Origin of the sequence: Rhodoferax ferrireducens T118 (genome assembly GCF_000013605.1) — a bacterium.
Lineage (GTDB): Bacteria > Pseudomonadota > Gammaproteobacteria > Burkholderiales > Burkholderiaceae_C > Rhodoferax > Rhodoferax ferrireducens.
The window spans coordinates 450,076-462,224 of the sequence record NC_007908.1 but is presented as its reverse complement, the minus strand read 5'-3'; the positions used below and the strand labels follow the sequence as shown (position 1 = coordinate 462,224).

Genomic DNA, 12,149 nt, shown 5'->3' with positions numbered 1-12,149 from the left:
GATGAGCAAAAAAATCAAATGTGCGCTGATCGGTCCGGGCAACATCGGCACCGATCTGCTCTACAAACTGAGGCGCAGCCCGGTGCTGGACCCGGTCTGGATGGTCGGTGTTGACCCAACTTCCGAGGGCTTGAAGCGCGCCCGCGAGCTGGGGTTGAAAACCACCGAACAGGGTGTTGACGGCCTGCTGCCGCATGTGCTGGCGGATGGTGTGCAGATTGCTTTTGATGCGACCTCGGCCTATGTCCATGCCGAGAACTCGCGCAGGTTGACCGAACTCGGCGTCCTGGTGATCGACCTGACACCGGCGGCCATCGGCCCGTTTTGTGTACCGCCGGTCAACCTGCTGGCGCTTGTGGGCCGGCGGGTCATGAACGTCAACATGGTGACCTGCGGCGGCCAGGCGACGATTCCGATGATCGCCGCCATCTCCCGGGTGCAGCCGGTCCGGTACGGCGAGATTGTGGCCACGATTTCCTCCAAGTCGGCAGGCCCGGGCACGCGCAAGAACATCGACGAATTTACCCGCACCACCTCCCGCGCCATCGAGCAGGTGGGCGGTGCTGCCAAGGGCAAGGCGATCATCATCATCAACCCGGCTGAGCCGCCGCTGGTGATGCGTGACACCGTGCATTGCCTGACCGAGACCGAACCTGATCAGGCGAAGATCACCGCGTCGATTCACGCCATGATCAAGGAAGTGCAGAAATACGTGCCCGGCTACAAACTGGTCAATGGCCCGGTATTTGACGATAAACGCGTCTCGGTGTTTCTGGAAGTGGAAGGCCTGGGCGACTTCCTGCCCAAGTACTCCGGCAACCTCGACATCATGACCGCCGCCGCCGCCCGCACCGCCGAGATGTTTGCCGAGGAGATTCTCGCTGGCAGGATCAATCTTCAACCCATGGCCACGGTCGCCTGAGCCAGGAGCACCCCATGACTGTCAAAGGTAAAAGAATCACCGTCCACGACATGACCCTGCGCGACGGCATGCACCCCAAGCGCCACCAGATGACGCTGGACCAGATGAAGGCGGTGGCGACCGGGCTCGACGCCGCCGGCGTGCCGCTGATCGAAGTCACCCACGGCGACGGCCTGGGTGGCGCCTCGGTGAACTATGGCTTCCCGGCCCACACCGACGAGGAATATTTGGGCACCGTGATTCCTCTGCTCAAGCTGGCCAAGGTGTCGGCCCTGTTGATCCCCGGCATCGGCACTGTGGACCACCTCCGGATGGCGAAAGACCTGGGCGTACACACCATCCGCGTCGCCACCCACTGCACCGAGGCCGACGTCTCCGAACAGCACATCAGCCTGGCGCGCCAGCTGGAGATGGACACGGTCGGTTTTCTGATGATGGCGCACAAGGCGGATTCGCAGCGCCTGATCAGCCAGGCCCGCCTGATGGAAAGTTACGGTGCCAATTGCATCTACATCACCGATTCGGCCGGGTACATGCTGCCCGCTGAGGTGAAGGAAAAAACCAGCGCCGTGCGTGCGGCTTTGAGACCGGAGACCGAACTTGGCTTTCATGGCCACCACAACCTCGCCATGGGGGTGGCCAACTCGGTGGTCGCCGTCGAGAGTGGTGCGACGCGCATCGACGCGGCCGCGGCAGGCCTGGGCGCGGGCGCCGGCAATACGCCGATGGAAGTCTTCATTGCCGTGTGCAACCGCATGGGTATAGCGACCGGCGTGGACCTGTTCAAGATGCAGGACGTGGCCGAGGACATCGTGGTGCCGATGATGGATCACCCGATCCGCATTGACCGCGACGCCCTGATCCTGGGCTACGCCGGCGTTTATTCATCGTTCTTGCTGTTCGCCAAACGCGCCGAGAAAAAGTATGGTGTTTCGGCGCGTGAAATCCTGATTGAACTGGGCCGTCGCGGCATGGTCGGTGGCCAGGAAGACATGATTGAAGACGCCGCGATGACCATGGCCAAAGCCCGCGGCCCCATTTAAAGCCAAAGGCATTGACATGACCCAAACAAACCAGGCCCGCTTCAAGGGCGTCTTCCCGGTAGTCCCGACCACGTTTTTTGAGAATGGCGAGCTCGATCTTGCCAGCCAGAAGCGTTGCGTCGATTTCATGATCGATGCCGGCTCCAACGGCCTGTGCCTGCTGGCCAACTTCTCGGAGCAGTTTTTGCTCTCGGATGACGAGCGAGACGTGCTGACCCGAACCATGCTGGAGCATGTGGCCGGTCGAGTGCCGGTGATTGTGACCACCACCCACTTCAGCACCCAGGTCTGCGCTCAGCGCAGCCGGCGCGCCGAGGATTTGGGCGCTGCCATGGTGATGGTGATGCCGCCCTACCACGGCGCCACCTTTCGCGTCTCCGAAGAGAGAATTTACGAGTTTTATGCCGGGCTGTCGGATGCGATTGACATTCCCATCATGATCCAGGACGCGCCCGCCAGTGGCACTGTTCTGTCGGCCGCCTTTCTGGCCCGCATGGCCACGGAGATCAAGCAGGTGGCCTATTTCAAGATCGAAACCGCCGGTGCCGCCTCCAAGCTGCGCGAACTGATCCGCCTGGGCGGGGCTGCCATCGAGGGCCCATGGGATGGCGAAGAAGCCATCACCCTGCTACCCGATCTGGACGCGGGCGCGACCGGGGCGATGACCGGCGGCGCTTACCCCGACGGCATTCGCCTGATTGTGGACGCCTATTGCGCCGGTCGGCGTGAAGAAGCCATCGCCCATTACCAGCAATGGCTGCCCCTGATCAACTATGAAAACCGCCAGGGCGGCATCCTGAGCGCCAAGGCGCTGATGAAGGAAGGCGGCGTCATTGCCTGCGAAGCACCGCGCCATCCCTGGCCCTCCATGCACCCCGCGGTTCGCGCGGGCCTGATCGAGACCGCACAGCGCCTGAATCCGATGGTGCTGCGCTGGGGCAAATAAATCCACAAGAACGAGAGCACACGGCCATGGCAATTCAAAAACACGACAACCTGATCAACGGCCAATGGGTCGTGGGTGCCCACTACGCCCCCAACATCAATCCGTCCAATATTGCCGACGTCATCGGTGACTACACCCAGGCCGATGCAGCGCAACTCGATGCAGCGGTCAAGGCAGCCCAAGCCGCCCTCCCCGCCTGGTCCACCGGCAACATCCAGGCCAGAGCCGATGCGCTGGACAAGATCGGCACCGAGATCCTGGCCCGGCGTGAAGAACTCGGCACCCTGCTGGCCCGTGAAGAAGGCAAGACCTTGCCCGAAGGTATTGGCGAGGTCAGCCGTGCCGGCAATATCTTCAAGTTCTTCGCCGGTGAATGCCTGCGCCTGAGCGGTGAAATCGTGCCCTCGGTACGCTCCGGCGTCAGCGTCGAGATCACCCGCGAACCGGTGGGCGTGATCGGCCTGATCACCCCCTGGAACTTCCCTATCGCCATTCCGGCCTGGAAGACCGCCCCGGCGCTGGCCTATGGCAACTGCGTGGTGCTCAAACCGGCGGACCTGGTGCCCGGCTGTGCCTGGGCCCTGGCCGAGATCATCAGCCGCAGCGGCATCCCGGCGGGCGTGTTCAACCTCGTGATGGGCCGCGGCAGCGTCATCGGAGACCCCTTGGTCAACCACCCCGGCATCAACGCCATCAGCTTCACCGGCTCGCAGGGCGTGGGCAATCGCATTGCCCAGCAATGCGCCGCCAACCTCAAGAAGGTGCAGCTGGAGATGGGGGGCAAGAACCCGCAGGTCATCCTGGACGACGCTGACCTGGCGCAGGCGGTCGAGCTCAGCGTGCAAAGCGCGTTCTTCTCGACCGGCCAGCGCTGCACGGCAGCGAGCCGGCTCATCGTCACCGACGGCATTTACCCCAAGTTCCTTGGAGCCATGAAACAACGCATGGCGGGCCTCAAGATCGGTGACGCCCTGGGCGCCGGCATCGACATTGGACCGGTGTCTTCCCGAGCCCAACTAGAGCAAGACCTGAGCTACGTGGAGATCGGCAAGGCCGAAGGCGGCTTGCTGGTGGCCGGTGGCGAACGCCTGAAGCTCAGCGCCGAGGGCTTCTACCTGGCGCCTGCGCTTCTGACCGACACCACGGCGGCCATGCGCATCAACCGGGAGGAAGTGTTCGGCCCGGTGGCCAGCATCATCCGGGTCAAGGGTTACGAGGAAGCACTGCGAGAGGCCAACAACACACCCTATGGCCTCTCAAGCGGCATTGCCACCACCTCGCTCAAATACGCGAGCCACTTCAAGCGCCACAGCCAGGCCGGCATGGTGATGGTGAACCTGCCGACCGCCGGTGTCGACTACCACGTGCCCTTTGGCGGCCGCAAGGGCTCGAGCTACGGCTCGCGTGAGCAGGGCCGTTATGCGCAAGAGTTTTTTACCACCGTGAAAACAACCTATATTGCCAGCTGAACTATTCATTACCAAGGAAACTACCATGTTGAAGCCATCCGCTCAGGCTACTGGGCCCTGTCATATCGTGATCACCGGCGGTGCCGGGTTTTTGGGCGTGCGTCTCGCACGCACGCTGCTGGCCCAGGGGCAGCTGTCGCTCGCGGGTGCTGCGCCCGTGGAGATCGCCCGCATCACCCTGGTGGACCGCGCCGCGCCACCGAACGATTTGATGGCCGACGCCCGCGTGTCTGCGCTGACCGGGGACCTGAATGAACTTCTTGAAGATAAAAGCGCTGCAGCCCCCGTCGTTGCCAAGGATACCGCTATCGTTTTTCATCTTGCGGCGGCCGTCAGCGGTGAATGCGAGGCCAATTTTGATCTCGGCATGCGAAGCAATTTTGCGGCCACGCTGGCCTTGCTGGGCGCCTGTCGCGCCTTGCAGACCAAGCCCATCCTGGTGTTTGCCAGTTCGCTGGCCGTGTTTGGCGACACCCCGGAACAGCCGCTGCCAAGCGCCATTGAAGACAACACCCTGCCGACACCTCAGAGCAGCTATGGCATCCAGAAATTCATTGGTGAACAACTGGTGGCCGACTACACGCGCAAAGGCTTTGTTCAGGGCCGCAGCGTGCGTTTGATGACCGTCAGCGTTCGCCCGGGCACACCCAACGGCGCCGCATCGAGCTTTTTGAGCGGCATGCTGCGTGAGCCCCTGGCCGGGGTCCGAGCAACCTGCCCGGTGCCAGCCGACACGCCCGTCGCGCTGTCGTCCCCAGCGCGCACCATCCAGGGCCTGATCCGTGCGGCCGAAGCCTCTGACCAGGCCTGGGGCCCCCGAACGGCCCTGACTTTGCCGGCCCTGACCACCACCCCCGGCGAGATGGCGGCGGCGCTGGAGCGCGTGGCTGGCACGGCGGCTACCGCTTTGATCGACTGGACGCCGGACCCGGCCATCTGCAACATCGTCAAGACCTGGCCGGCCCGCATCCACGCAGTGCGCGCCAGCGGTCTTGGTCTGTTGCCCGAAGATAGCTTTGACGACATTATTCGCGAGTACATCAGGGAAAATACCTATGCCATCAAGCTGCCAGTCAGATAACAATACGGCAAGTTGTATGATAACTTTTGCCACCCTTCCCAACTGAGGAGACTTTTGATGAAATTGAGAAAACTGGTTATTGGCCTGTCTTTGGCCCTGGGTTTGGCGGCCACCGCCGCAGCCCAGACCGTCATGAAGATCAACATTGCCATCGCGCAAAATTCGCACCAGGGCATTGCCATCGACACCTTCGCCAAGGAAGTTGGGACCCAAACCAACGGTCGCTACAAGATCGAGACTTTTTACAACGCTTCACTCGGCAGTGAGCGTGAATCGATCGAAGCCGTTCAACTGGGCACGCAGGAGCTGACTTTCACATCCACCGGCCCGGTGCCCAACTTTGTGCCGGAAGCCAAGATTCTGGACGTTCCCTTTTTGTTTCGTGACAAGGCGCATGCCCGTGCCGTGCTGGACGGCCCGATCGGCCAGGACATGCTGGCCAAGTTCGACTCCAAGGGCTTCAAGGCTTTGGCCTGGGGCGAGAACGGCATGCGCAACATGACCAACAGCAAGCACACCATCAAGACCCCGGATGACCTCAAGGGCCTGAAGATTCGCACCATGGAAAACCCGGTGCACGTGGCCGCCTACAAAGGCTTGGGCATTGTGACGACGCCGATGGCCATGGCCGAGGTATTCACTGCGCTGCAGCAGGGCACGGTAGACGGCCAGGAAAACCCCTTGTCCGTGATCATGGCAGCCAAATTGGACCAGGTGCAAAAGTACGTGTCACTGACCGGCCACGTCTATTCACCCGCCATCTTTTTGATGAACAAGGCAGCGTTCGACAAGCTCAGCCCGGCTGACCAGAAGGTGTTTCTGGAAGCTGCCAAGGTGGCCGTCAAGGCCAACCGGGCCCGGGTTGACGCCGACGATGCCATGGGCGTGACTTACCTGCGCGGCAAGGGTATGGAGGTGACAGAGAGCCTGGACAAATCCAAATTCGTCGCCAAGCTTGCACCGGTGTACGCTGACTTCGAAAAGCAGTTCGGCAAAGCCAATATGGACAAGATCCGCAACTACAAGTAATTGCTGCTGATTCTGTAGCTGCTGACACCCGAAGCGCGCAAGCTTTCGGGTGTTTTTTTACAACTTCCCATTTCAGGTTGAAATTGCAATGAAAGAAAATTTTCTCCGACTGGAGCGGTGGACCAGCGGACTGTCGTTGTACACCGCCTGTGCCATGCTGATGCTGGCGGCCAGTCTGGCCATGTTCCAGATCGTCACCCGCTTCGTGCTTGAAATACCCGCTGAATGGACAGAAGTGCTGATTCGTTTCAGCCTGATCTGGATGGTGTTTCTGGGTATTCCAACGGCGTTTCGCCAGGGTGCCATGGTCAGTGTGGACGTGCTTTACCGCTGGAGCCCGCCACGCATACGCCGTTTGCTCGACTGGATCGTGTGCCTCGCCGCTGCCGGGTTGATTTGCATCATCATCTGGTGGGGCTGGGACTATGCCGTGCGTGGCAGGGTGCAATCCATGGCCGGACTGGAAAGCCTGTCGATGTTCTGGGCCTACCTCGCCATGCCGGTGGGGGGCGTGTTCAGCCTGATCGGCATCTTCGGTAATCTGCTGGACACCCAGCGTCTTGAATTGGAGACCGCAGTATGACCGCCGTCATGTTAAGCACCATGGTGCTGTGCTTCGCCCTCACTATTTCCGTGGCCGTGTCGATCGGACTGGCCTCGATCCTGGGCATCCAGGCGTCCAACGCCCACATGTTGATCTCCGTCAAGGAGATGTTCAACGCCATCAACAAGTTCCCCTTGGCCGCCATCCCGTTTTTTATCCTGGCCGGCAACATCATGGAAACCGGCGGCATTTCGCGCCGCCTGGTGGACTTTGCCAAGAGCCTGGTGGGCGGCGTGCAGGGCGGCCTGCCGATGACCTGCGTGCTGACCTGCATGATCTTCGCATCGGTGTCCGGCTCATCGGTGGCCACCACCTTCGCCATTGGCACCATCCTGATTCCGGCGCTCATCAAACACGGCTACCCCACCACCTGGGCGGCGGCCTTGCAGGCCACCAGCGCCGAGCTCGGCGTCATCATCCCGCCATCGATTCCGATGATTCTGTATGGCGTCAGCGCTGAAGTCTCCATTGGCGAGCTGTTCATCGCCGGCTTTGGTCCGGGCTTTTTCATCAGTGGCGCGCTGATGCTGTTTGTCTGGGGTTACTGCAAGTACAAGGGCTGGGGCAAGAACGATGGCGACGGCCGTCTGTCGGTCGGCAAGGCCACCTGGAAGGCCGGTTGGGCGCTGCTGATGCCGGTCATTATTCTGGGCGGTATTTACGGCGGCATCTTCACCCCGACCGAGGCGTCGGCGGTGGCGGTGTTTTACGCGCTGATGGTGGGTCTGGTGATCTACCGCGAGATCAAGTTCCCTGACCTCTACAACATCCTGCGCAAGTCGGTGCTGTCGTCGGCGGTGATCATGTTCATCATTGCCAACGCCGGGCTGTTTGCGTTCCTGATCACGCGTGCTGGCGTGCCGGAGGCGATTGGCCTCTGGTTGCAGGATGTCTTGAAAACTCCGGCTTACTTCCTGTTGGGCGTCAACGCTGCGCTGTTCGTCATTGGCATGTTCATCGAGACCGGAGCCGCCATCATTGTGCTGGCCCCGATCCTGGCACCGGTGGCCATCCACTTTGGCATCGACCCGGTGCACTTTGGCCTGGTCATGGTGGTGAACCTGGCCCTGGGCATGATCACGCCGCCGTTCGGCGTCAATCTGTTTGCCGCCTGCACGGTGGCGCGCATCTCACTGGATCGCATGATCAAGGACCTGATCCCGTTCGTGCTGGTGGTGCTGGCCTGCCTGATGGTCATCTCCTACGTGCCGGCACTTTCGCTCGGGCTGCGCGATCTGGTTTACGCCAGATAGCGTGAACCCAAACCCGGCAGGCGTTCGCCTGCCGGGTGATAGAGTTGCACGATGAATTTAACTCCTCCCATGACCGCTCAGTTCAAACCCATCACGCCCGGCGCCTATCTTTCCGATCAGGTGGCTGATGCGCTTGCCGCTGAGATCCGGGCCGGACGGCTGGCCGTGGGGGCCAAGCTGCCGACCGAGGCGGCGCTGGTAGAGCAATTTGCGGTCAGCCGCACGGTGGTGCGGGAAGCGGTCTCGCGGCTCAAGTCGCTGGGCCTGGTCGATTCACGGCAAGGCAGTGGTGTGTATGTCAAGGAAGTGGGCTTTTCGCCGCTCAACTTTGATGCCAAGTCGACCGTCTCCCGGCAGGCGGTGATCCAGATGGTGGAGGTGCGCCGCGCGCTGGAGGCCGAGGTGGCCGGCTTGGCGGCGCAACGGCGCACCCAGGCCGATATCAAGCGCATCGGCAAATCCATTGCGCTACTGGACAAGGCAGTGCAAGCCGGTGGCGACGGCGTGGACGAAGACGTGCAATACCACCGCGCCATTGCGGAGGCCGCGCGCAACCCTTTTCTGATCGGCACGCTGGAATACCTGGGCCAGTTCCTGCGCGGGGCCACCCGCGTCACGCGGGCCAATGAGGCGCGCCGGGCCGACTTCGCACGCCAGGTGAGTGCCGAGCATGACAAGATTTTGCGCGCCATTGAAGCCGGCGACGCGGCCGCGGCGCGCAAGGCCGCGGCGCGGCACATGGACAACGCCATCCTGCGCATTGAGCAGGCTGACCCGGCGTTTTGGCAGCAGGCGGGGGTGCAACTGGCACGGCCTCTGGTCTTCGGCCTGCCGCCGCGAAGCTGACGGGCCGGCAGTTTGGGGTAAACCCGGATGTGGAGGGCTTCTTGAATTTGTATGATAACCTTATAAATTATGGTTGAAACAGCGATGATATCGAACCGACTTCGAATGGAAGGAAAGAACCAATGACAACCAATGTAGGTGTGATCGGCCTGGGGGCCATGGGCAGTGGCATGGCGCGCTCGCTGCGCCGCCGCGGCAGCCAGGTACATGTGTTTGACGTGCGTGCCGAGGCGGCGCAAGCCTTTGCCGCCGACGGCGGCGTGGCGTGCGCGTCAGCGGCCGAACTGGCGGCGCAGTGCAGCGTCATTGTGTCGGTGGTGGTCAACGCCGCGCAGACCGAAAGCGTGCTGTTTGGCGAGGGCGGCTGCGCTGCGGCCATGAAGCGCGGCAGCGTGTTTGTGATGTGCTCCACCGTGGACCCCAACTGGTCGATTGCGCTGGAGGCGCGCCTGGCTGCGCTGGGAATTTTCTACATCGACGCCCCCATTTCCGGTGGCGCCGCCAAGGCCGCCAGTGGCGAGATGACGATGATGACCGCGGGCAAACCCGAGGCCTATGCCGCGGTCGGGCCACTGCTCGACGCCATGGCGGCCAAGGTGTACCGGCTCGGTGAGCAGGCCGGCGCCGGCAGCAAGGTCAAAATCATCAACCAGCTGCTGGCTGGCGTGCACATCGCCGCAGCGGCCGAGGCCATGGCACTGGGCTTGCGCGAGGGTGTGGACGCCAAGGCGCTGTACGAGGTGATCACCCACAGCGCGGGCAACAGCTGGATGTTCGAGAACCGCATGGCCCATGTGCTCAGCGGCGACTACACGCCGCTGTCGGCGGTGGATATTTTTGTCAAGGACCTGGGGTTGGTACTGGATGTGGCGCGCGCCAGCAAGTTCCCGCTGCCGCTGTCCAGCACGGCGCACCAGATGTTCATGCAAGCGTCCACGGCGGGCTTCGCGCGCGAGGACGACAGCGCGGTCATCAAGATATTTCCCGGCATTGAACTGCCCAAAAAATCATGAAGAAAATCTTGCTTGGCTGCATTGCCGACGACTTCACCGGCGCCACCGATCTGGCCAACAACCTGGTGCGCGCCGGTCTGCGCGTCGTGCAGGCAATGGGCGTGCCGGCGCAGCCGCTCGACGCCGATGCCGACGCCGTGGTGGTGGCGCTCAAGTCACGCACCTTGCCTGTGGATGAAGCCATTGCGCAGTCGCTGGCGGCGCTGCGCTGGCTGCAGGCGCAGGGCGCGCAGCAAATCTACTTCAAGTACTGCTCCACCTTTGACAGCACGGCGCAAGGCAATATCGGCCCGGTGGCGGAGGCGCTGATGGACGCGCTCGGGACCGACTTCACCATCGCCACGCCAGCCTTCCCGGACAACCAGCGCACCGTGTTCAAGGGCCATCTGTTTGTCGGCGACGTGCTGCTCAACGAGAGCGGCATGCAAAACCACCCGCTCACCCCCATGACGGACGCCAACCTGGTGCGCGTGCTGCAGGGGCAATGCCGCCGCCCGGTGGGTCTGATCGACTACAAGGTGGTGGCGCAGGGCGAGGCCGCGATTCGCACGCGCATCGACCAGCTGCGTGCGCAGGGGGTCGGCCTGGCTGTCGTGGACGCCATCTCCAACGATGACCTGCTGCGCCTGGGGGCGGCGCTCAGCGACATGCCGCTGGTAACGGGCGGCTCGGGCGTCGCCATTGGCCTGCCCGCCAATTTCGGGATTGCACCCTCCAGCACTGCCAGCGCGCTACCCCGAGCCACCGGCTTGCAGGCGGTCGTGTCGGGCAGTTGCTCGCTGGCGACCAATCGGCAGGTGCTGGCCTTTATCCAGGCGGGCCGGCCGGCGTTGGGTATCGACGCCTTGCAGATCGCCGCCGGGGTCGATGTGACGACGCAGGCGCTGGCTTGGGCCGCGCCACTGCTGAGCCAGGGTCCCGTGCTGATTTATTCGACCGCCGATGCCAATGCGGTCAAGGCGGTGCAAGCGCAGCTCGGCGTGGAAGAAGCCGGCGCCATGGTAGAGCGAACCCTGGCCGCCATCGCGCTCGGTTTGGTGGCGCTTGGCGTGCGCCAGCTGGTCGTGGCCGGTGGCGAAACCTCGGGCGCCTGCGTGCAGGCTTTGAACATCACGCAAATGAAGATCGGCCCGCAAATCGACCCCGGTGTGCCCTGGTGCCATGCCCAAGCCGACGCCGCACCTGGGGCGGGCCTGCACCTGACGCTGAAGTCCGGCAACTTTGGCGCCGATGACTTCTTCAGCAAAGCTTTTGCGTTGCTGGCATGAACGAGAACGAAGCCCGCGAGGAAATCTGCCGTGTCGGGCGCAGCCTGTTCGAGCGCGGCTATGTGCATGCCACCGCCGGCAACATCAGCGTGCGGCTGGATGAATCAGAAGGGGGTGGCTTCCTGATCACGCCAACCGATGCCTGCCTGGGTTTTCTCGACCCGGCGCGGCTGGCGCGGCTGGACGCGCAGGCGCAGCAGCTGAGCGGCGACAAAGCTAGCAAAACAATAGCGTTACATTCCCATATCTACAGGGCTACAGCCCAATTTGATCCAAATACCCGGTGTGTGATCCACACCCACAGCACACACTGCGTGGCGCTGACGCTGCAGCCCGGCAACAAGGAGCTGTTGCCCGCCGTGACGCCCTACTTTGTGATGAAGGTAGGGCACGTGCCCGTGATTGCCTACCACCGCCCCGGGGCGCCCGAGGCGGCGCAGCTGGTGGCGCAGGCTATTTCGCGTTATGGCCAAGCCGGCACACCGATCCGCGCCGTCATGCTGGAGCGCCTGGGCCCCAATGTCTGGCACGACTCGCCCGCCGCTGCCATGGCTACGCTGGAAGAACTTGAAGAAACCGCCCGGCTGGGAAGCCTGAGTGCCTTGGCACCCGAGCCCCTGACCGAATCCCAAATTGACGAACTGCGCCAAACCTTCGGCGCCCGCTGGTGAACCT

General features: G+C 62.7%; 12 protein-coding genes. All 12 read left to right on the top strand.

Annotated features, from left to right (window positions below; translation table 11 throughout):
- The first annotated feature begins 1 nt into the window (after position 1).
- Positions 2-922, top strand: coding sequence for an acetaldehyde dehydrogenase (acetylating) (locus RFER_RS02270; RefSeq protein ID WP_011462780.1), 921 nt, complete (start codon positions 2-4; stop codon positions 920-922).
- A gap of 14 nt (positions 923-936) precedes the next feature.
- Positions 937-1,965 (top strand): 4-hydroxy-2-oxovalerate aldolase, encoded by a 1,029-nt coding sequence (gene dmpG, locus RFER_RS02265; RefSeq protein WP_011462779.1) that lies wholly within the window; start codon positions 937-939, stop codon positions 1,963-1,965.
- 16 nt (positions 1,966-1,981) lie between these two features.
- The gene (locus RFER_RS02260; RefSeq protein WP_011462778.1) at positions 1,982-2,911 is read left to right on the top strand and encodes a dihydrodipicolinate synthase family protein; all 930 of its coding nucleotides are present in this window, start codon (positions 1,982-1,984) and stop codon (positions 2,909-2,911) included.
- 26 nt (positions 2,912-2,937) lie between these two features.
- Positions 2,938-4,380, top strand: coding sequence for an aldehyde dehydrogenase family protein (locus tag RFER_RS02255; RefSeq protein ID WP_011462777.1), 1,443 nt, complete (start codon positions 2,938-2,940; stop codon positions 4,378-4,380).
- Between the two features lie 25 nt (positions 4,381-4,405).
- Positions 4,406-5,461, top strand: a complete 1,056-nt coding sequence (denD, locus tag RFER_RS02250) for a D-erythronate dehydrogenase (RefSeq protein WP_011462776.1) — start codon at positions 4,406-4,408, stop codon at positions 5,459-5,461.
- A gap of 57 nt (positions 5,462-5,518) precedes the next feature.
- Positions 5,519-6,490 (top strand): TRAP transporter substrate-binding protein, encoded by a 972-nt coding sequence (locus RFER_RS02245; protein ID WP_011462775.1) that lies wholly within the window; start codon positions 5,519-5,521, stop codon positions 6,488-6,490.
- A gap of 88 nt (positions 6,491-6,578) precedes the next feature.
- Positions 6,579-7,073 carry a TRAP transporter small permease gene (locus tag RFER_RS02240; protein ID WP_011462774.1) on the top strand — a complete coding sequence of 165 codons (495 nt, stop codon included), beginning with the start codon at positions 6,579-6,581 and terminating at the stop codon, positions 7,071-7,073.
- Positions 7,070-8,347 carry a TRAP transporter large permease gene (locus RFER_RS02235; protein ID WP_011462773.1) on the top strand — a complete coding sequence of 426 codons (1,278 nt, stop codon included), beginning with the start codon at positions 7,070-7,072 and terminating at the stop codon, positions 8,345-8,347. Before RFER_RS02240 ends, RFER_RS02235 begins: the two co-directional genes overlap by 4 nt.
- Positions 8,348-8,416: 69 nt before the next feature.
- Complete coding sequence (locus tag RFER_RS02230; RefSeq protein ID WP_041790045.1) at positions 8,417-9,193, top strand: FadR/GntR family transcriptional regulator; 777 nt, start codon at positions 8,417-8,419, stop codon at positions 9,191-9,193.
- A gap of 122 nt (positions 9,194-9,315) precedes the next feature.
- On the top strand, positions 9,316-10,206 hold the full coding sequence (gene ltnD / locus RFER_RS02225; protein WP_011462771.1) for an L-threonate dehydrogenase: 891 nt from the start codon (positions 9,316-9,318) through the stop codon (positions 10,204-10,206).
- Complete coding sequence (gene otnK, locus RFER_RS02220) at positions 10,203-11,474, top strand: 3-oxo-tetronate kinase (RefSeq protein WP_011462770.1); 1,272 nt, start codon at positions 10,203-10,205, stop codon at positions 11,472-11,474. The genes ltnD and otnK overlap by 4 nt, the downstream gene beginning before the upstream one ends.
- Positions 11,471-12,145 carry an aldolase gene (locus RFER_RS02215; protein ID WP_011462769.1) on the top strand — a complete coding sequence of 225 codons (675 nt, stop codon included), beginning with the start codon at positions 11,471-11,473 and terminating at the stop codon, positions 12,143-12,145. Before otnK ends, RFER_RS02215 begins: the two co-directional genes overlap by 4 nt.
- Positions 12,146-12,149 lie beyond the last annotated feature (4 nt).

What these genes read in the sequence shown, in the direction of transcription:
- RFER_RS02270 (WP_011462780.1), top strand. Translation starts at nt 2, where the DNA reads ATGAGCAAAAAAATCAAATGTGCGCTGATCGGTCCGGGCAACATCGGC.
- dmpG (WP_011462779.1), top strand. Translation starts at nt 937, where the DNA reads ATGACTGTCAAAGGTAAAAGAATCACCGTCCACGACATGACCCTGCGC.
- RFER_RS02260 (WP_011462778.1), top strand. Translation starts at nt 1,982, where the DNA reads ATGACCCAAACAAACCAGGCCCGCTTCAAGGGCGTCTTCCCGGTAGTC.
- RFER_RS02255 (WP_011462777.1), top strand. Translation starts at nt 2,938, where the DNA reads ATGGCAATTCAAAAACACGACAACCTGATCAACGGCCAATGGGTCGTG.
- denD (WP_011462776.1), top strand. Translation starts at nt 4,406, where the DNA reads ATGTTGAAGCCATCCGCTCAGGCTACTGGGCCCTGTCATATCGTGATC.
- RFER_RS02245 (WP_011462775.1), top strand. Translation starts at nt 5,519, where the DNA reads ATGAAATTGAGAAAACTGGTTATTGGCCTGTCTTTGGCCCTGGGTTTG.
- RFER_RS02240 (WP_011462774.1), top strand. Translation starts at nt 6,579, where the DNA reads ATGAAAGAAAATTTTCTCCGACTGGAGCGGTGGACCAGCGGACTGTCG.
- RFER_RS02235 (WP_011462773.1), top strand. Translation starts at nt 7,070, where the DNA reads ATGACCGCCGTCATGTTAAGCACCATGGTGCTGTGCTTCGCCCTCACT.
- RFER_RS02230 (WP_041790045.1), top strand. Translation starts at nt 8,417, where the DNA reads ATGACCGCTCAGTTCAAACCCATCACGCCCGGCGCCTATCTTTCCGAT.
- ltnD (WP_011462771.1), top strand. Translation starts at nt 9,316, where the DNA reads ATGACAACCAATGTAGGTGTGATCGGCCTGGGGGCCATGGGCAGTGGC.
- otnK (WP_011462770.1), top strand. Translation starts at nt 10,203, where the DNA reads ATGAAGAAAATCTTGCTTGGCTGCATTGCCGACGACTTCACCGGCGCC.
- RFER_RS02215 (WP_011462769.1), top strand. Translation starts at nt 11,471, where the DNA reads ATGAACGAGAACGAAGCCCGCGAGGAAATCTGCCGTGTCGGGCGCAGC.